Annotated in this window: 13 protein-coding genes; 12 read left to right on the forward strand and 1 reads right to left on the reverse strand. The window is 39.8% G+C overall.

The window, feature by feature from the left end; genetic code table 11:
* Positions 1-162 precede the first annotated feature (162 nt).
* The 5 genes from hisG to K6V30_RS14070 are packed head-to-tail and all read left to right on the forward strand — an operon-like array spanning position 163 to position 5,113.
* Entirely contained in the window at positions 163-1,014 is an 852-nt protein-coding gene (gene hisG / locus K6V30_RS14050) for an ATP phosphoribosyltransferase (protein WP_010537488.1), read from the forward strand.
* A 31-nt stretch (positions 1,015-1,045) separates the two neighbouring features.
* The gene (hisD, locus tag K6V30_RS14055) at positions 1,046-2,329 is read left to right on the forward strand and encodes a histidinol dehydrogenase (protein WP_010537489.1); all 1,284 of its coding nucleotides are present in this window, start codon (positions 1,046-1,048) and stop codon (positions 2,327-2,329) included.
* 37 nt (positions 2,330-2,366) lie between these two features.
* Complete coding sequence (gene hisC / locus K6V30_RS14060) at positions 2,367-3,407, forward strand: histidinol-phosphate transaminase (RefSeq protein WP_010537490.1); 1,041 nt, start codon at positions 2,367-2,369, stop codon at positions 3,405-3,407.
* Between the two features lie 3 nt (positions 3,408-3,410).
* Positions 3,411-4,535, forward strand: a complete 1,125-nt coding sequence (hisB, locus tag K6V30_RS14065; protein ID WP_010537491.1) for a bifunctional histidinol-phosphatase/imidazoleglycerol-phosphate dehydratase HisB — start codon at positions 3,411-3,413, stop codon at positions 4,533-4,535.
* 20 nt (positions 4,536-4,555) lie between these two features.
* Positions 4,556-5,113, forward strand: a complete 558-nt coding sequence (locus K6V30_RS14070; RefSeq protein ID WP_010537492.1) for a dual specificity protein phosphatase family protein — start codon at positions 4,556-4,558, stop codon at positions 5,111-5,113.
* Positions 5,114-5,191: 78 nt separating this feature from the next.
* Here K6V30_RS14070 and K6V30_RS14075 read toward each other — a convergent pair whose 3' ends face one another.
* Entirely contained in the window at positions 5,192-7,117 is a 1,926-nt protein-coding gene (locus K6V30_RS14075) for an NAD(+) synthase (protein ID WP_010537493.1), read from the reverse strand.
* Between the two features lie 660 nt (positions 7,118-7,777).
* Between K6V30_RS14075 and K6V30_RS14080 the strand changes: the two genes are divergently transcribed.
* From K6V30_RS14080 to K6V30_RS14110, 7 genes are read left to right on the forward strand one after another with little or no spacing between them, the layout of a single operon-like run.
* The gene (locus K6V30_RS14080; RefSeq protein WP_055269214.1) at positions 7,778-10,720 is read left to right on the forward strand and encodes a SusC/RagA family TonB-linked outer membrane protein; all 2,943 of its coding nucleotides are present in this window, start codon (positions 7,778-7,780) and stop codon (positions 10,718-10,720) included.
* Positions 10,721-10,738: 18 nt separating this feature from the next.
* A complete protein-coding gene (locus tag K6V30_RS14085) occupies positions 10,739-12,274 on the forward strand; it encodes a RagB/SusD family nutrient uptake outer membrane protein (RefSeq protein WP_055269213.1) in 1,536 nt (511 codons plus the stop codon).
* Between the two features lie 18 nt (positions 12,275-12,292).
* Positions 12,293-13,201 (forward strand): DUF4984 domain-containing protein, encoded by a 909-nt coding sequence (locus K6V30_RS14090; protein ID WP_022301755.1) that lies wholly within the window; start codon positions 12,293-12,295, stop codon positions 13,199-13,201.
* Between the two features lie 23 nt (positions 13,202-13,224).
* Positions 13,225-14,805 (forward strand): DUF5003 domain-containing protein, encoded by a 1,581-nt coding sequence (locus K6V30_RS14095; protein WP_010537497.1) that lies wholly within the window; start codon positions 13,225-13,227, stop codon positions 14,803-14,805.
* Positions 14,806-14,826: 21 nt separating this feature from the next.
* Entirely contained in the window at positions 14,827-17,544 is a 2,718-nt protein-coding gene (locus K6V30_RS14100; RefSeq protein WP_010537498.1) for a DUF4458 domain-containing protein, read from the forward strand.
* Between the two features lie 18 nt (positions 17,545-17,562).
* The gene (locus K6V30_RS14105) at positions 17,563-19,545 is read left to right on the forward strand and encodes a BACON domain-containing protein (RefSeq protein WP_010537499.1); all 1,983 of its coding nucleotides are present in this window, start codon (positions 17,563-17,565) and stop codon (positions 19,543-19,545) included.
* A gap of 49 nt (positions 19,546-19,594) precedes the next feature.
* Complete coding sequence (locus K6V30_RS14110) at positions 19,595-21,682, forward strand: S8 family serine peptidase (protein WP_055269212.1); 2,088 nt, start codon at positions 19,595-19,597, stop codon at positions 21,680-21,682.

A 21,682-nucleotide genomic window follows, 5' to 3' on the forward strand; every position in this document is an offset into this window, starting at 1 on the left:
CAGTTGCACATCATCATCATCATTTTCCTAACGAATAACTCGGTGGGCGTGATTGATAGTGTGTATAACTCTATAAAGATAACGAAGGCTTACCGAATACGGTAAGCCTTTTTTTATTTCTGAATTGTTCGAATTGTAAATCATAAAATAATAAATAAAATCATGTTAAGAATCGCAGTACAAGCCAAAGGACGTCTCTTCGAAGAGACTATGGCACTTTTAGGAGAGTCGGATATTAAAATCAGTACAACGAAGCGCACCTTGTTGGTGCAGTCTTCTAATTTTCCTATCGAAGTTTTATTTCTTCGTGACGATGATATCCCGCAAACAGTAGCTACCGGTGTAGCTGATTTGGGAATTGTCGGTGAGAATGAGTTTATGGAGAAAGAAGAGGATGCAGCAATCATAAAGCGATTGGGATTCAGTAAGTGTCGTTTGTCACTGGCTATGCCCAAAGACATTGAGTATCCGGGATTGTCTTGGTTCAATGGTAAGAAAATAGCAACGTCTTATCCGGTTATTCTGAAAAACTTTCTGAAAAAGAACGGTGTAAATGCGGAAATACATGTTATAACAGGTTCGGTAGAAGTATCTCCGGGCATCGGACTGGCTGATGCTATTTTTGATATTGTAAGTTCCGGTTCTACATTGGTCAGCAATCGTCTGAAAGAGGTGGAAGTCGTGATGAAATCTGAGGCGCTGTTGATTGGTAACAAGAACATGACTGATGAGAAGAAAGCGGTGTTAGAAGAACTTCTGTTCCGTATGGATGCTGTGAAGACTGCTGAAGATAAGAAATATGTATTGATGAATGCACCGAAAGACAAACTGGAAGAGATTATCGCTGTATTACCGGGTATGAAGAGTCCTACCGTTATGCCGTTGGCACAGGAAGGCTGGTGCTCTGTTCATACGGTATTGGACGAGAAACGTTTCTGGGAAATTATAGGAAAATTGAAAGGGCTTGGAGCAGAAGGTATTTTGGTATTGCCCATTGAAAAAATGATCGTTTAATTATTATGAACTCTGAATTCTAATTTGACCGATGAAATTAATTAAATATCCATCCAAAGAACAGTGGGCAGAACTCCTGAAACGTCCGGCATTGAATACCGAGAATCTGTTTGATACGGTTCGTGCCATTATAAATAAGGTGAGGGCAGAAGGGGATAAGGCTGTTCTGGAATATGAAGCTGCTTTTGATAAAGTGACTTTATCTTCTCTCGCAGTGACTACCGAAGAAATAAAGAAAGCTGACGAACTGGTGAGTGACGAACTGAAGGCTGCTATATCTCTGGCTAAAAGAAATATTGAAACTTTTCACTCTTCCCAGCGTTTTGTAGGTAAAAAGGTAGAAACAATGAATGGAGTGACCTGCTGGCAAAAAGCAGTGGGTATTGAAAAGGTAGGTCTTTACATTCCGGGAGGAACAGCACCGCTCTTTTCAACAGTACTGATGTTAGCTGTTCCCGCTAAAATTGCAGGATGCAAGGAAATTGTACTTTGCACTCCTCCGGATAAGAATGGAAATATCCATCCGGCTATTCTTTTCGCTGCACAGTTGGCGGGAGTTAGTAAAATCTTCAAAGCAGGAGGTGTGCAAGCCATTGCTGCAATGGCATATGGAACGGAAAGTGTTCCCAAAGTCTATAAAATCTTTGGTCCGGGAAATCAATATGTGACGGCTGCCAAGCAGTTGGTAAGTTTGCGTGATGTAGCGATCGATATGCCTGCCGGTCCTTCTGAAGTTGAAGTACTGGCCGATGCATCTGCCAGTCCTGTTTTTGTCGCTGCAGATTTGCTTTCGCAGGCTGAGCACGGAATTGACAGCCAGGCTATGCTGATAACTACTTCTGAGAAACTTCAGATGGAAGTGATGGAAGAAGTAGAGCGGCAACTGGCAAAATTGCCCCGTCGGGAAATTGCAGCGAAGTCTTTGGAAAATAGTAAGCTGATTCTTGTAAAAGACATGGACGAGGCATTGGAGCTGACAAATGCATATGCTCCCGAACATTTGATTGTAGAGACCGAAAATTATATGGAAGTTGCTGAGAGAGTAACGAATGCCGGTTCTGTTTTCTTAGGTTCCTTGACTCCTGAAAGTGCCGGTGATTATGCGTCCGGAACCAACCATACTCTGCCGACAAATGGCTATGCAAAAGCATATAGCGGAGTAAGTCTGGATAGCTTCATTCGAAAAATCACTTTCCAGGAGATTCTTCCGGAAGGAATGAAGGCGATTGGACCGGCTATTGAAGAGATGGCGGCAAACGAGTTGTTGGATGCACATAAGAATGCCGTTACTGTTCGTCTGAGTTCCTTGAAATAAAATGATCAAGTAGTGACCGTAATAAAAGAAATCATATATGAAAACATTACAAGAACTGACTCGTCCGAATATCTGGAAGTTAAAGCCTTACTCTTCGGCACGCGATGAATATAAAGGAGTGACAGCCTCTATTTTTCTGGATGCAAACGAAAATCCATATAATATGCCTCACAATCGTTACCCTGATCCTATGCAATGGGATCTGAAAAAACTGTTGGCAAAAATAAAGAAAGTGGCACCCGAACATATCTTTCTAGGCAATGGAAGTGATGAAGCCATTGATCTGGTTTTTCGTGCTTTTTGTGAGCCGGGAATAGATAATGTCGTTGCTATTGATCCTACTTATGGTATGTATCAGGTTTGTGCGGATGTGAATAATGTGGAATATAGGAAAGTCTTATTGGATGATAACTTTCAGTTTTCGGCAGATCAGTTATTGGCAGCTGCAGATGATCATACTAAAATGATTTTCCTTTGTTCGCCTAATAATCCGACAGGCAATGATTTGCTCCGGTCTGAAATAGAAAAGCTTCTGAAAGAATTTGAGGGGCTGGTTATTTTGGATGAGGCTTATAATGATTTTTCGGAAGCACCGTCTTTCTTGGAAGAGTTGGATAAATATCCGAACCTGATTGTATTTCAAACCTTCTCTAAAGCTTGGGGATGTGCTGCTATCCGTCTGGGAATGGCATTTGCGTCTGTAGATATTATCGGTATTCTGAGTAAGATCAAATATCCTTATAATGTCAATCAGCTCACGCAACAGCAAGCAATAGCCATGCTGCATAAATATTATGAGATAGAACGTTGGGTAAAAACATTGAAAGAAGAGCGTGATTATTTGGAAGAAGAATTTTCAAAGTTGCCTTGCACTGTCAAAATGTTCCCTTCCGATGCAAATTTCTTTTTGGTGAAAGTGACAGATGCTGTGAAAATCTACAATTATTTGGTTGGGGAAGGAATTATTGTGAGAAATCGCCATTCTATTTCCCTTTGCTGTAATTGCCTGCGTGTAACGGTAGGTACACGCGTCGAGAATTATAATCTTATCGCTACTCTCAAGAAATACCAAGTATAACTTATGAAGAAGAAAGTCTTATTTATAGATAGAGATGGTACCTTAGTCATAGAACCGCCTGTAGACTATCAACTCGATTCGTTGGAGAAATTAGAGTTTTATCCGAAGGTTTTTCGTAATCTGGGATTTGTCCGTAGCAAATTGGATTTTGAGTTTGTGATGGTGACTAATCAGGATGGATTGGGAACCTCTTCTTTTCCGGAAGAGACCTTCTGGTCTGCTCACAATTTAATGTTGAAAACATTAGCAGGAGAAGGGATTACCTTTGATGATATTCTGATCGACCGCAGTTTTCCGGAAGATCATGCACCGACTCGTAAACCGCGTACCGGAATGTTGACGAAGTACATCGATAATCCGGAATATGATTTGGCAGGAAGTTTTGTAATTGGTGACCGCCCTACCGATGTCGAATTAGCGAAAAATTTAGGTTGTCGTGCTATCTATTTGCAAGATTCAGTGGCTGGTTTGCAAGAAAAAGGATTGGAAGAGGTATGCACACTTGCTACTACGGACTGGGATCGGATTGCTGAATTCCTCTTTGCGGGAGAACGGAAAGCGGAAGTTCGTCGTACTACTAAAGAAACAGATATTTACGTGGCTCTGAATCTGGACGGAAATGGAAATTGCAACATTGCTACCGGACTTGGTTTCTTTGATCATATGCTTGAACAGATAGGCAAGCATTCTGGTATGGATCTGACTATTCAGGTAAAAGGAGATTTGGAAGTAGACGAACATCATACCATTGAAGATACTGCTATTGCTTTGGGGGATTGTATCTATCAGGCTTTGGGAAGTAAGCGTGGAATAGAACGCTATGGTTACGCATTACCTATGGATGATTGTCTGTGTCAGGTATGTCTGGACTTTGGAGGTCGCCCTTGGCTGGTATGGGATGCGGAATTTAAACGTGAGAAAATAGGGGAGATGCCCACGGAGATGTTTCTTCATTTCTTTAAATCGCTTAGTGATGCTGCAAAAATGAATCTGAATATCAAAGCAGAAGGACAGAATGAGCATCATAAGATAGAAGGAATCTTTAAAGCGCTTGCACGTGCCTTGAAAATGGCATTGAAAAGAGATATTTATCATTTTGAGCTCCCGTCGAGTAAAGGAGTATTATAACTATCTTATGAGATTGCTGTATGATAGTCAATAATAAACGAATCTGGCTTAGTTTATTTATCGGGATAGTGGTTTCTTTTTCGGCTTTTGGTCAGAATATGACTGCTGAAAAGATAGCTGTTCCCGGTAGTAAACTGGATAATTTATATAAGATAGACTCGGGCGTATATCGTTCGGAACAACCGTCGGATACAGACTTTAAGGCTTTGGAGAAATATGGTATTCGTGAAGTGCTGAATCTCCGCAACCGGCATAGTGACGATGATGAGGCGGCAGAAACAAAGATAAAACTTCATCGGCTAAAAATGAAAGCGCATTCAGTCAATGAAGAACAACTGATAAAAGCGTTGCGCATTATCAGGAACCGCAAAGGCCCGATCGTTTTTCATTGTCATCACGGTTCCGATAGGACAGGGGCGGTGTGCGCTATGTATCGTATCGTATTTCAAGGAGTATCCAAGCAAAAGGCTATTCAGGAAATGACCGAAGGAGGCTTCGGTTTTCATCGCATTTATAAGAATATCATTCGTACCATTGAGAAGGCTGATATAGAACGTATCAAAAGAGAAGTATTATAATCTTGTGACATTTTTGATTTTCCCCGTATAATACTTAGAATAAATACAAAAATGTCACAGAAGAAAGAATATGAGTGATTATAAATTCTCAATTTCTTTGAGCCAAATCGCTGAACTTGCGTCACTTGGCATCCGCCAGTCGCCTCTCGGACTTATAGAAATACTACCCACTTTGGGACCGTCGGGCAGACAAGAACGCTTGAACTGCTGATTGAAGAAGCGTCGGAAGAAAGTGGACAACCATTTCTTGATCGTTTCTTCATCATATACTCCTTTGAAAGCAACATTAGCTAAATAGAAAATTTTCGAAGGACGGAATCCAAACCGCATAAAATAATAAAGGAAAAAATCATGCAATTCATAGGGGCCTACCAAGTCTTCAGTCTTTTGCTTGATCTCGCCGTTTTCATCCGCAGGAATCAGTTCCGGACTGATTGGCGTATCCACAATGTCCAGTAAAGTCGCTTTGGAAGTATCATCCACTCCATTTTCTGCCACCCATTGTACGAGGTATTTCACTAATGTTTTAGGAATGCTTGCATTGACGCCATACATTGACATATGGTCACCATTGTATGTAGCCCATCCCAATGCCAGTTCCGATAAATCGCCGGTGCCTACGACCATACCCCATGTCTGGTTGGCAATATCCATCAGTATTTGTGTACGTTCGCGTGCCTGAGAATTTTCGTAGGTGACATCGTGTACATTTATATCATGGTTAATGTCCTTGAAATGCTGGATACATGCTTCTTTAATACTGATTTCACGAATGGAGATACCTAAAGATTTCATTAAGTCCAATGCATTATTATAGGTACGGTCGGTAGTGCCGAAGCCAGGCATGGTAATTCCTAAAATATCTTTTCGGGATAATCCTAGTTTATCAAAGGTCTTGACGCAAACTAATAATGCCAGCGTAGAGTCTAGTCCTCCGGAAATTCCGACTACAGCTGTTTTTGCTCCGGTGTGTACCAGGCGTTGTGCCAGACCGGCTATCTGAATAGAGAATACCTCTTCACAACGTTCATTTAGCTCTTTCCCTTGTGGTACAAAAGGATGTGGATTGAATTTACGCGTTAAAACCAGCTCTTTGCTATTAACAAATTCTGTTGCAATAGAAATTTTCTTTTTATCTCCAAGATTTCCCTGATTAGCAGCAAAGGTCGTATTAATTCTACGCTCAGCTCGTATACGTTCCACATCGATCTCACTGATAATCAACTGCTCCTGCATGCTGAAACGTTCGCTACGTGCCAAGAGTGTACCATTCTCATAGATTAATCCGTTTCCTGCAAAAACGACGTCTGTAGTAGACTCCCCGAATCCACAGGATGAAAAAACATAACCTGCTATGCAGCGGGCAGATTGCTGGCTGATCAGTGAACAGAGATAATGATTCTTTCCAATACCTTCATTGTCAGCAGACATGTTAAAGATAATTTCAGCTCCTTGCAGGGCTAGTGAGGAACTGGGGGGAATGGTCGCCCACAGGTCTTCACAGATTTCAACTCCAAAAGTTGTATCTGAAGTCTCGAAAATTAAATTGGCTCCTATTGGAATTATTTGTCCGCATAGACGTACGGTATTTTCTGTCAACTGAAGTGCGGAAGTAAACCATCGTTGTTCGTAAAACTCTTTGTAATTAGGCAGATAAGTTTTAGCTGCAACACCTAACACTTTTCCTCTTTGAATTACGACAGCAGCATTTATCACTGTTGAGTTTGCGATAACAGGCATACCGACGATAGAAATAATATCTAATTGACGGGTGTTGTTTAAAATCTGCATTAATCCCATTTCTGCTTCTTCAAGCAAAATTTGCTGTCCGAACAGGTCTCCACAGGTATATCCGGTAATGCTCATTTCCGGAAATACAATGACTTGCACTCCTTTGCCTTCGGCTATTGCAATCAGACTCTCTATTTTCTCTACATTGAATTTGCAGTCAGCCACTTTAACGTGTGGCACAGCCGCAGCTACTTTTACGAATCCGTAATTCATCTTGTACCTTATTTATATATAGTGGGTGCAAAAATAGGAAATATAATTGGAATTTTGTCTTTTCAGTAGTGAATCCTTAAAAATCACTCTTATAGATAGTTTTGCTAACTGTTGTTTAGACAATTAATTGATCTGACAATTTGAAATCTATTTTATGCCTATTTTGATATATATTCTTTGTTACACGTGAATTTTCGATAATATTTGGTTAAATAAACGATAAAAGGATATATAGAGGAAATTTAGTATAAAAAATGCGACTTTTAGTTTCTTTCATTTAACTTTTATAATTATATTTGTAACCGATATAAAGCAATTTTATAGGTTAATAACACCTAAACAAACGATAAGCACTAATATTTTATAACATAAGAGAGATGGATAGACACTTATTTAGCATTGACGCAGCAACAACACAAAAAATCTATTTAGACATTTGGCGTAATATTAAGAACCAGCCGAGTTAACTTATCCTATCCTAATTTATTAGAGATTAATAAAATAGCCTATTCTGAGGTGGTGGAAAAGGTATGCCTTCAAATCATCTCGAGGGACGGGTGTATTATTACTTCATGCGTGAAGATAATGTACCGAATTCTTGTTTGTAGATCATTCTATAAAAATAAATCAATTTCATTAATTTAAATTCAAGTATCAAAGATGAGAAAATCAATTCTCTTGTTTGTACTCTTTGCTCTACTGAATATTCCTCTTATGCTATTTGCACAAGGTGGATATAAGGTAACAGGACATGTCGTTTCGGCGGAAGATAACGAGCCGATGATTGGTGTGTCTATATTGCAGAAGGGTACTACAAATGGTGTGATTACCGATATTAATGGTAATTACACTCTTGAGATTAAGGGGACAGCAAGTACTACCTTGTCGTTTTCTTACATCGGTATGCAATCTCAGCAACATGAAGTCAATGCCCGAACAGGCACACTGAATGTTCGTTTAGTTTCGGACGCCGCATTAATAGATGAAGTAGTGGTAGTGGCGTATGGAACTCGCAAAAAAGGAACGATTGCCGGTGCCGTAGCTACCGTGAAAGCGGAAAAAATGGAAAATGTACCGGCAGCAGGCTTCGATCAGTCATTACAGGGACAGACACCGGGCTTATCTGTAATTTCCAACTCGGGAGAACCTAGCAAAGCGGCTGTTTTCCAGATTCGAGGCACTAACTCTATCAATTCGGGTACGGCTCCGTTATTTATTTTGGATGGCGTACCAATTTCCAGTGCTGATTTTAATACAATTAGTCCGGGAGATATAGAGTCTATTTCGGTGTTGAAGGATGCTTCTTCAACTTCTATTTATGGTGCCCGTGCTGCAAATGGTGTAGTTGTTATCACTTCTAAACGTGGATTGGCAATGGATAAGGCGAAAGTGACCTTGCGTGGGCAATGGGGATTTTCACAATTGGCGTCGGATGATAACTGGATGATGATGAATACTCCGGAACGTATTCAATTTGAGAAAGAAATAGGTTTGGACGCAGGAAAAGACTATAACTTACTTTCTCGTACTGATGTCAATTGGTTGGATAAAGTATTCAATGATCGTGCTCCGTTGCAGAGCTATGAATTATCTGTAAATCGTGCAACTGATCGTCTGAACTACTACGTTTCAGGGGGATTTTACGATCAGGATGGTATTGCTCAAAGTTCAACTTTTCGCCGTTATAACATGCGCACCAATGCGGAGGTGAAAGCTAGTAACTGGTTGAAGATAGGAACTAATACAATGATGGCTTATGAAGAAGTGTCGCAGGCTGAAGAAGGAGATATGGCGCTTTTTTCTCCTATTTCCGGTTCACGCTTTATGTTGCCTTACTGGAATCCTTATAATGCGGATGGTTCTTTAGCTTCTGAAAATAATGGAACTTGGAAAGGAATAGGGCAGAATCCTATTGAATGGATGGCGAATAATCCTGTAAAACATGAAAAATACAAGTTATTGTCAACTGTTTTTGCAGATGTTACTCCTCTGAAAAATTTGACGATTCACGCGCAGTTTGGTGTTGATTATGCGCATTCTACATCTTTCATGCAATCTTATCCAAGCTATCTTATAAATAATAAGTCAGGTCGTGCAGGACGAAGCACGTCTGATATGCTTAATTTGACTGAAACTCTTACGGCAAATTATCGTTGGGCATTGAATGATGATCATTCTTTTAATTTTTTATTGGGACAAGAAGGTGTAGATTATCGTTCTGCCGGATTTCAGGTGGTTACGAGAGGACAGACCATTGACCGATTAACCAATATAGCTTCTGGTACTCGGGCATCTTCGTGGCAAGATGCCAGTACTGCCTATTCTTATTTATCACTTTTCTTCCGTGGAGAATACAATTATAAGGATTTGTATTATGCGGAAGTTGCAGCACGTACGGATGCTTCTTCCCGTTTTGGTAAAGACCATCGTTGGGGTGCTTTTTGGTCGTTAGGGTTTATGTGGAATATCAAAAATGAAGTTTTTCTGAAAGATGTGGAATGGTTGACCAATGCACAGATAAAATTGAGCACCGGTACTTCTGGTAACTCAACTATCCCTGATTACGATCATCTTGCGCTTGTTTCGGGAAATGCCAATTATTACGATCAAGCTGGTATTTACCCTATGCAGAGTGGAAACGAAGACTTAGGCTGGGAGCAGACTTGGGCAAATAATGTGGGCCTGAGTTTAGGACTCTTTAATCGTGCTAATGTAAATATCGATTTTTATCATAAGAAAACTACCAATATATTAATGTCTGTTCCCCAATCATACGCTGTAACAGGTGAAGGCAATCGTTGGGAAAATATTGGTGCTATGATGAATAGGGGTATTGAAGTAGCGATAGATGGTGATATAATCCGTATGAATGATTTTACTTGGAATCTTAGCGCTAATTTCTCATATAATAAGAATAAATTGCTGGAACTCTACAATGGGGTAGAAGAGTATGTAAACTCAACGACAGGTTTGAAGTATATGGTCGGGCATTCTGTGACTGAGTATTTCTTGAATCGTTATGCTGGTGTGAATCCGGCTAATGGCGATGCTCTATGGTACACTGCTGACGGAGAGCTGACAACGGAATTTCGCGAAGATGATAAAGTGATGACTGGCAAGACTTATGAATCTCCGTGGGCTGGTGGTTTTGGAACTACTTTCATTTGGAAGGGTATTTCCTTGTCGGCACAGTTCAGTTGGATGGCTAAGCGTTATGTGATGAATAATGATCGCTTTTTCGAAGAAAGCAATGGAATATATAGTACTTACAATCAGTCTAAGCGACTATTGTATAATCGTTGGAAAAAGCCTGGTGATATTACGGATATTCCTCGCTATGATGTACCAGCACAACTTGATGATCGTTTTCTTGAAAACACTTCATTTCTTCGTTTGAAAAATTTGACAGTGGCTTATTCACTTCCGCAGTCGTTGCTGAAGAAAAGTAATTTTTTCGCAGCAGCACGTGTCTACTTACAAGGACAGAATTTGCTGACTTGGACTGGTTTTACAGGACTTGACCCGGAAGTTGCAACTAATGTTTATAGAGCTCAATATCCGGCTTCACGTCAATTTACTTTAGGTGTTGAAGTTTCATTCTAAATAGTATACTAAAGAAAGATGATTAAGAAATTTAAATTATATATCCTGTTGGTTGCCGTGGCATTTTCCACCGTTTCTTGTTTGGATAAAATGCCTGATGACTCAATTCCTTTTGATGAGTCTATCCGGACGGTAGATGATGTGAATCTGGCAGTGATAGGTATCTATGATACATTCAAAAGTAGTGCCTTATACTCTGGAAATCTTACGTTGTTGCCTGATCTACAGACTGATTTTGTGTATGGGGTAAATGGAAATACGAATACTTACGGAGATATCTGGCGGTGGAAAGATATCCTTGCTACCAATACAAGTATTGAGGCGGTTTATGCCGCATTATATAATGTTATCAATCGTTGTAATTTTCTGCTCGATCGTGTAGACAGAGTCAGAAGAAATACTACTGATGATGACGACTTGGATCAGATTGACCAATGTTGTGGTGAAACTTATTTTGCCCGTGCACTTGCTTACTCGGAATTGGTAAAACTCTTTTGTAAGGCATATGAGAGTGATGAGGACGCAGCCAATCAGTTGGGAGTTATCTTGACCAAACATTATTTGGGAGATGAAGAAATGAGGCGTGCTTCATTGAAAGATTCTTATCAGTTTATTCTTGAAGATCTTGATCGTGCTGCTGAGTTGTTGGCGTTGGACAAGAACTACAATCCGTCTACTGATGGTGCATTGTTTAATAGTGCTATCTATTTCAATGAATACACTGTTTACGCTCTGCGTGCACGTGTAGCTCTCTATATGAGAAAGTGGGATGAAGCTATTAAGTACTCTAGTAAAGTAATAGACAGTGATTATTTTCTTTTGTCCAGTTGTACAAAAAATATTTCTAGTGGTGTCAGCTATTATAAGTATATGTGGACTAACGATCTTGCTACTGAAGTCATTTTTAAAGTTGGTTTCACTGTCAATTCTTATGGTGGTGCTTTAGGGCAGATCTTCTTTAATTATGACTACAGCACTTTCCGTCCCGATTATGTACCAGCAGCTTGGGTTATTAATTCGTATGATAATAATGACTTACGTGTGTCCACTTTCTTTCAGACATACACTACCGGTTATAGTCATGGTCTTTCCTGGGCTTTGCTGATAAAGTATTTTGGTAATGAAACATTCTATGACACTAAAATTCTTCATGTTTCTATGCCGAAAGTGCTTCGTCTATCAGAACAGTATTTAATACGTGCTGAAGCTTATGTACAACAGGCGCAACCTGATTATGGTCGTGCCGGAAAAGATATTACTGCTTTACGTACGGCACGGTATTCAACTTATGGTGGCTCCACATCTCTGACGGCTTCCAATGCGATGGATGTCATCGAGGCTGAACGCGTAAAAGAACTCTATATGGAGGGTTTTCGTCTTCACGATTTAAAACGTTGGCATAAGGGATTCGAGCGTAAGCCACAAGACCAGTCATTGGCAAACGGTAGTAGCTTGAAAGTAGAGGCTGACGATCCTTTGTTTGTATGGCCTATACCGCAGCACGAATTGGACGCTCCGGGTTCGCAAATCCAACCCAATGAAAGTAATAAATAAGATTAAAAGCATACGATAATGAAGAAATTATTAATAGGATGTATGGCAGCCATTGCTGCTCTGATAGCTCTTTCCGGATGCGATCAGGACAAGGTGTTATACAACGGGTCCAGTTATCTTATGTTTTCTGACACGCTTTATACTTATGCCGTGCAAGAAACGAATGAGATATTTAAAGTTCCTGTCTCTGCTACTAAATCCGTTGACTACGACCGTACTTTTGCTGTTGAGGTAATAGACCGGGAAAGTAACGCTGTTGAAGGTAAACATTACAAGATTTTATCGAATACCGTTACCATCAAAGCTGGTGAAATGAGTACTAATGTAGAAGTACAAGGTATTTATAAGAATATAGGCATTACTGATTCGCTGGGTTTTGCTTTGCAGCTTGTGATTCCCGAAACCGAACAGTGGAGTATGTATGGAAGTGAGACAAAAGTGGTGATGCAGAAAGTTTGTCCATTTGATATCAAAAACTTTACCGGATTTTGCAAAGTCACCTCTACTTATTTGTCTTCGGACTACTATCCGAAGAAAGTGGACTTGCGTTTGATTACTTCTGATATTGTAGAAGGCAAAGAAAATACGATTGCTATACATGGCCTGTACTTTGACGGTTATGATACGGAAATCAGTTTTAATCGGGATGATGTTTTGGAACCATTGGTTGAAATGGAGAAAGATCAAGTTTGCGCTACAACGGGAGAGGCTTTCAATACGATTCATGGTGATGGTAAGCTACGGATTAGTCAGCCTACTGCTTATACTTCTTTCTATAGTACTAACGAGAATTTTGTCTTCCAATATGCTACGCTAAGTGTGAACAATAAGGACGGTTCATTATATGGTGTAGTGGGCACATTCATTAATATTATTGAATGGATAAGCAAAGCGGAAGCAGAAAAATTAAAAGAACAAGGATATTAAAAAAATAAGTAATATAAATAGATATGAAAAAGTTTAGTTTAAAACCACTGGGAGATTCCGGCATGAAGGTATTATGCAAGAGTTGCTTCTTTATTGGCTTGCTCATGACTTTTAGCCTGACGGCATGTTCGGATGACGATGATGATACGGTAGCTCCGGTATTCCCTGAAAAGCAGAATATCGTCTGTAATGCCGGTGAGAAAAAAGAATTCACTTTTACAGCTAATACTAACTGGAGTTTGGCATCTTCTGCTATTTGGTGTAAGTTTCAAACCAATGATACAGAAGAATATATTGTATCTGGAACTGCCGGAACACAAACGGTAACAATTATAGCTACTGATGACAATCAGAAAGTGGATAACATAAGCGTGGCCAAATTGGAGTTAACAATGGGGGCTCAGACAATTGTAATTGGAGAAGTGACTCGTTCGGCTGTGGGATATGAACTGAAAATATATGATGAGGAAGGTAATGAGATTCAAGAACTTAATGTGGGATATCAAACTTATGCTTCATTTAAAGTAAAAGCTAACTTCCGTTTTGCTGCCACTAATTTACCGGGATGGGTCGATCTGGAAGGAAATGCACTTGTGGGGGCAGTTGATCAAGAAATAAAGGGCGGTCTAAAAATTATAGAAGATGAGAACCGAGAAAAGTATCCAGTTAAGGCTAGTGAGCAAAATGTAATTACATTTTCAGATGAAAGTGGAAAAGCGTTCTATTCTTTTCCTGTTTTTTATAATGGTATGACTCCTGAAAAAATTGATATCCAAACTCCAACAAGTTATGCGACTAATTGGATTGTATCAATGGACGGAAAGACGTTTACTCAAAAAAGTACAGGAGGTAGTACAGGTGATGCAACTATTCAAAAAAGAATGCCGTTTACCATCAAAACTTTGAATGACGATTATGTGCTTGTTTATATGGAAGGATGGGAAGATATGGGAGGTAATAAAAATATTTCGGAAATAGATGCCTCTATGTTATGGATGCAATGTGATGGTGAGAAAGGTAAGATAAATCTTATGATTGATGAATATAGTCCTAATACATCTTGGGGAGAACCTGAGTCTAGAACTGGCTATGTTCTTGCATTCTCACGTGCTGAATATGAAGATATCAAAGATAATTTGGAAGAAACTATCGTTGAAAATGGAGAAATAGCCTACAAATATGAACAGAGAAATCTTTTAATTGCTTTTATACAGAAAGAAGTGAAAGAAGAGACTGAAGATAAAAGTTTTAAAATAAAAAAAGGCGGATGGGAAGATGTTACACCTAGTAAAACGACCGACCAGTCTATTCTGGAATTACTCAAAGGAAACTATTACATTGATGATGTTTATTCAATATCTGCTAATGCAGGGGAATATTTCTCGATTTATCCACTATTATCAGAAAGCGAATGGAGTGGTACAGCCTATGTCATTAATACTAGAGATGAAAATGTAACTGTAAATACAGAAGTGTCAATGGATGGGGACGGAATGTATTTTGGAATCACATTGCCTAATTCTTTTGAGGAAGATTTAATTGTTGTTTTTAAAGGCACTGATATGCTCTTTAAGAAAGCTTTGGTGATTACTCCTGCCTATTAATTAATTTAGATAGTCAAGTAAATGAATTTACATAAATTATATTCAATATTCTTCCTACCTCTTATTATCAGTTTACTGACAATAGTGGTAGCGACAGGATGTTCCGATGATGATGAGGCACTGCAAAGTCAATATGGCTATGTGCAGTTTAAACTCTACAAGAGTACCTCTTTTGATAAAGGGACAGTTACCCGTAGTGTGACAGATAAACTGGAATCATTGTCCAGTGCACAGAAGATAATGGTTGTGATGACGCATAACGGTACAACCGTTTCACAGACTTTGCCTTTGAACGCATACAATGCGAACAATGCGGAATATGGTCTGCGTAGTGATAAATTGCAGTTACTGGCCGGTACTTATAAGATTATCGGTTATTATCTGTATGACAAACTCGACAAAGTTTTACTAGCCGGACCTGCTGGAGAAGATAATGAATTTACTGTTGTCAGTGGCGGGCTTCAAGAACAAACGCTGACTGTAGATGCCGTATCACGTGGAACTGTTACTTTTAAATTGACCAAAGAAGGACTAAGTACACGTGCTGCCGGTGAATATCTGTTCAGCAATATTCGTTTTATTGACGTTACAGTGATGAATACTTTCACTCGTGTAACTACGGGACTCAAGGGCATGAAAGTCACTTACGAAGAAGATTCTAAAGAAAATCAGAATCCTGATAATGTCAATGATAAGTATATGGATATAGGTGTAGCAACATGTGACTCTGCTGTATGGCTTCCTGCCGGTACTTATCAGGTAGTGGCATATACTACTTATTCACAGAGTGGTAGCACAAAACCGGAATTGGAAACGCAGTCTGTAAGAGGAGAACCCTTTATCGTAGAAGATAATAAATTGACCGAAGATGCCAATGTTCCTATTCAATTGAAAGAAACCGCAGAGTATATAAAAGACTATAAGGCTTTGAAAGCTATCTGGGAAGCATTAGATGGCAAGAATTGGAAATACAATAGTGGTATAGTGGATAACACTGTTCACCCTTCGAACTGGAACTTTAACAAAGAATTAGACATGTGGGGAGACCAGCCAGGTGTTGACTTGGATGCTAATGGACGTGTTACAGGACTTTCACTTGCAGGATTTGGTGCCAAAGGTAGAGTGCCTGATGCGATTGGGCAACTGACAGAATTGAAAACACTTGCCTTCGGTACTCATGGTGAGACGTTGAGTGGAAGACTATTCGGTGAAGATAAGTTGGCTCCGGATATGACTGAAGAACAGAAGCAGAGAATACGTATGCATTACAAAAGAATGTTCCTTGATTACGATCCTCGTCTGAACATGTCAGAGCTACTTCAAGATGGCATAAATCGCCATCCGAAATTGCAACCGATAAAGAAAGATAACCGTATAACATTGAAGGATACACAAATTGGTGGCCTTACTAATCGTATCACATTTATTTCAAAGGCTGTTCAACGATTGACTAAGTTACAGAACCTTTATTTGGCTAATTCGCCTATTACTTACGATAATATTGCGACCGATTGGGAAGATGCTACTTCAGAATATGCTAAACAGTATGCAGATGAAGAGTTGAGTTGGAGCAATCTGAAAGATCTGACAGATGTAGAGTTGTATAATTGTCCGAAGTTGACACAGATTCCTGAATTTGTATATGATTTGCCGGAGCTGCAATTATTGAATGTTGCTTGTAATAAGGGGATTAGTGCTGATCAATTGACTGCTGACTGGAAGAGATTAGCTGATGATGAGGATACAGGCCCTAAGGTTCAGATTCTTTATTTAGGCTATAATAATCTGGAAAAATTCCCGGAATCTGAGTCTTTACGAAAGATGGTAAAACTTGGTTTGCTTGATTGTGTGCATAATAATGTAAATCACCTGGAAGCTTTCGGCACAGATGTTAAATTGTCTGACTTAATGTTGAGTTATAATCAGATTGAGGAGATTCCGGATGAGTTTTGTGCATTTACAGATCAGGTTGAAGGCTTAGGCTTTTCTCATAATAAGTTGAAATATATTCCGAATATTTTCAATGCGAATTCGGTATATGTTATGGGATCTGTAGATTTCTCATATAATGAAATAGGTTCGGAAGGTAGTAACATAAAATGCTCGATGGACCAATATAAAGGAATTAATGCCAGTACGGTAACTTTGTCATACAATAAAATAAAGAAGTTCCCTACAGAATTGTTTGCGTCTGGTTCTCCTATTTCAACTATTGACTTGAGTAACAACCTAATGACATCGATTCCGGAAAACTCGCTTAAACCGAAAAATGGAAACTATAAGAATACGTATCTGCTGACTATTATCGACTTACGGTTCAATAAATTGACAAGTCTGTCCGATGATTTCCGGGCAACGACTTTGCCTTATTTAAGTAATATGGACGTTAGTTACAATTGCTTCTCCAAGTTCCCGACACAACCGTTGAATAGTAGTCAATTGAAAGCTTTTGGGATTCGTCACCAACGTGATGCGGAAGGAAATCGTATTTTGCGTGAATGGCCGACAGGCATTACTACTTGTCCGAGTTTGATCCAGTTACAAATAGGCTCGAATGACATCCGTAAAGTAGATGAAAAGTTGACACCGCAACTTTATATATTGGATATCGGAGATAATCCGAATATATCTATTGACGTGACTAGCGTATGTCCTTATATTGAGGCAGGCATGTATGTGCTGATCTATGACACTACGCAGGATATTCGTGGTTGTGATGCTTTGGGTATTGAACGATAATTATAAAAGATTCTATTAATGAAATATATTATAAAAATAACATTAGGACTGGTGCTTTGTGCGGGGTTTGTAACCTCGTGCAAAGATGACGATGAACCGGGAATCGATGGTATTACGGTAGATAAAGAAGAAATTACTATTGGTGCCGAAGGAGGAACGGAGAAGATTGCTGTTTCGTCCAATACTCAATGGGTGACACGTGCATCGGAGCCTTGGATTGCCATTTCTCCGGCAAATGGTATCGGTTCAGCGGTATGTGATCTTGCTATAGATTCTACCCTGATGAATACAGCACGTACTGCGCAGATACGTTTTTCTGCAGATGGACGGGAATCCAAATTGGTCACGGTTACACAGTTCGGTTTTGGCAAGCAAATCTTGGTGAGGGAACCGGAGGTGAAAATCCTTAGTTCAGATACTTATAATAAGCGTCATTTCGAGGCCATTATCTCTACTAATATTGCATTCAAAATCGGCAGTGTGGATTATTTTTTTGCTGAAGAAGCGAACATGAGTGATGAGGAAAAAGAGGAGGTAAAGGGTGAGCGTAGTGATTGGTTGACATTGCCGAAAGATAAAGATTTGGAGATGGACTTCGATAGGGGAGCACGCCCACGTACTATAAAAGTGGATTTTCGTTGGGGGATGAACGTAGCTCCTTATACCCGTGTGGCAAAAATAAATTTGGTTCCAGTTAATTCTGAAGACAAACTGGTAGATGATAATGGCAATAAAATAGATGCGGTAGTGTTGACTGTAACGCAAGAAAAGGCTATGAAAATTGAAGATAATCGTGCGGGGGACTCATTGGCAATTATCACTATCAATAGCAAACTTCAGTCTATGATGTCTTTTGATACTAGTGAAAGCATGCTGAACTGGGATTTTGTGACGCTTTGGGAATCAACAGATAAAGAAATAAAGAGTGGTGAGCTTCCTGCTGAAGCTATTGGACGTGTACGTTCTGTTAGTTACGCTATGATTGATTTGCAGGATGGTGAATCATTGCCAAGAGAAATTCGTCATTTGAAATATCTGGAGTCATTCTCGGTTCAGAGTAATGGTAATAGGCAGCTACGTACTATTTCTTTGGGAGAGGAAATCTGTGGATTAGAATACTTGAAAAATCTAACGATATTCTCTGTTGGTATAAATACCCTTCCGGAGAGCTTTATTAAATTAGGCAAGAAGTTGGAAAATCTGGATCTGACAAGTAACAACTTCCCGACGTTATCGGTGGTTACAAATATTGTGAACGAAGATAATTTCCCGAATCTGAGATACTTATCATTAACCGGATGTCGTGCTACGGAAACATTGAGAGATTTGAGTTTGGTTGATGGAAACAATCAATATAACGGTAGAAATATTGGCTTGCATGTGGACATTTCTCAAGGTCAAGAACAAAGGACAGCATTCTTGAAATTGCTGACATGGGATAAATTGATTTCGTTGGAATTGGCTTATAATTTCATTGAAGGAGAACTTCCAACGGATGCAGAGGTTACAGCTGCATTGATGGCTGCAGGAAAACCTGTATCTTATCAGAATGATGATTTCTTTAGTGAAGAAGAATTAGCTGCTACTCCGTCTGTTTTCCTTGATAAGATATCAAGTGATACTTGCCAATGGTTGTTAACGACTGACAATCCGGTTACATATCTGGAGCAATCTCCAGTGAGAGGACAGGATATTCCACGTGTATTACCATTTGCCCGTGAAGTTCGTCTTAATCTGAACTTCCTGACTGGTGAAATACCGAACTGGATTTTATTCCATCCTTATTTTGCATATTGGAATCCGATAAGTTTGGTTTTTAATCAGCAAGAAGGGGGTAAAAATACAGCAGGAAAGACAGTTGGATTTAATAATGTAGACCTCGTGAACTATGATTATTCTTATTATTATGGAAAGAAAGATCCGGGTACAGATCAAAAAGTCGACGGTGTGGCCTATCCATTGTATTACAGAAAATTTGTATTATCGGAGACTACAAATTAAGATAGCGTGAAACGAATATCATTAACAAGAATAATTTTAAAAAGGAACAATGAAGAAAAAATTCTTATATACAGCACTGTTTGCCTTGATGCTGGCTGCGTGTTCGGAACAAGAACTTACTGAACAACCGTCTACCCCTATAGGGGGGACGGAGGTTCAGCTTCCGACTGATGTCACTTCCGGTGAATTGCTGATTAAATTCGATCCTGCAATGAGCGAAATCCTCGACCGGACTCTCAAAGTTGCAACCAGAAGTGGTGGAGCTATGACTCGTTCCGGGATTCCATCTACTGATGAGGTACTGGATATTCTGGGAACATATCATTTTGAACGTATATTTCCGGTAGATGCAAAGAATGAGGAGCGCACTCGTGCTGCCGGTCTGCATTTGTGGTATCGTGTAAAGTTTGATGAAAACACAGATTTACGGGAGGCTGCTAATCGTCTTGGTAAACTGGGTGAAATATCAAAAGTACAGGGGAATGGGCACATTCAACGTGCTTATAAAAAACAAAATTACCGGAGCTATATTAGCGAGAGTGCTTTACAACAGAAAGTAGCTTCGCGTGTTGTAATGGCAGGAAATTCTTTTTCAGATCCGGGGCTTGCTACTCAATGGCATTATGCCAATAGTGGAAGTAATCTTTTTGATTATCAAAATGAATTAGGAAACGGTTCGGAAATAGGATGTGATGTCGGTTGTATGGAGGCTTGGAAAAAGTGTACAGGCGATCCGTCTATTATTGTTGCTGTGCTGGATGAAGGTGTCATGAATACTCATCCAGACTTGGCAGGTAATATTTGGGTGAATGAAGGAGAAGAACTTTATGCCGATACTGATGCTGATGGTAACGGATATAAGGATGATAAGTACGGCTATAATTTCGTAAGTAATACAGGAATTATTTCATGGACGGAAGCAAGTGATACGGGACATGGAACACACGTTGCCGGAACTATTGCCGCTATGAATGGTAACGGTATAGGTGTTTGTGGAATAGCCGGTGGTGATGGTTCTGAAAACTCTGGTGTGAAGCTGATGTCATGTCAGGTGTTTTCAGGTGATGCAGGGGTTACGTTGGATGCTGAGGCTAGAGCCATCAAGTATGCGGCTGATAATGGTGCTGTAATTCTACAATGTAGCTGGGGGTACAATTCTTCCCTGGCTAGTATAATTGAAGGATATACTCCTGGCCCGGGGTCAGAAGAAGAGTGGGAGAGTCTTTATCCGTTGGAAAAAGAAGCATTGGACTATTTTATTAATAATGCCGGTTCTCCCAATGGGGTAATTGACGGAGGGCTGGTTATTTTTGCTTCTGGCAACGAATATGCAGGAATGCCTGCCTTTCCAGGTGCTTATTCCAAATGTGTATCGGTAAGTGCGGTAGCAGCCGATTTTACTCCGGCTTCTTATACCGATTATGGGAAAGAAGTGACTATTTCTGCTCCCGGTGGCGATACGGAATATTATAATCCGGTAGGAAAAGATGATCCGGAAAGCTGGATAGATGGTATATATTCCGGTTCAATTCTTTCTACGTGGATACAAAACGGTACTGCTGCTTATGGATTTATGGATGGTACGTCCATGGCTTGTCCACATGTGTCAGGAGTTGCGGCATTGGGATTGTCGTATGCTGTTAAACAACGCCGTCACTTTAAAGCAAGTGAATTTATTGAACTGTTGAAGGCATCTACAAAATCGCTGGATAGCTGGTATGGTAATGGTAAAGTGAAAACGTATTATCGTAATCATCTGTCTGCCGGAGCGTCTCCCACAAGAGTGGAGTTGTCGAAATACATAGGTAAAATGGGGGCCGGACTGGTTGATGCCGGAATGTTACTGAATAATATAGAAGGCAGTGGATCAGACATGGTAGTGCCGAATATATATGTGGCAGAAAGTGCAACATCGACTCTCGATCTTGCCTACTACTTTGTAAATGGTGAAACATTAACCTATACTTGTACATCAAGTGATCCTGCTATTGCTACAGTAACTGTAAGCGGTACGCTGATGAAGGTGTCCGGTGTAAAAACTGGTGCGGCTCGTATTGTAGTGAAGGTAAGCAACGGAAGCGAACAGACCATAACCGTCACTGTTCGTAAGAAGGCCAATGATAACGGTTGGATGTAA

Source organism: Bacteroides faecis, from assembly GCF_020091505.1.
Taxonomy (GTDB): Bacteria; Bacteroidota; Bacteroidia; order Bacteroidales; family Bacteroidaceae; genus Bacteroides; species Bacteroides faecis.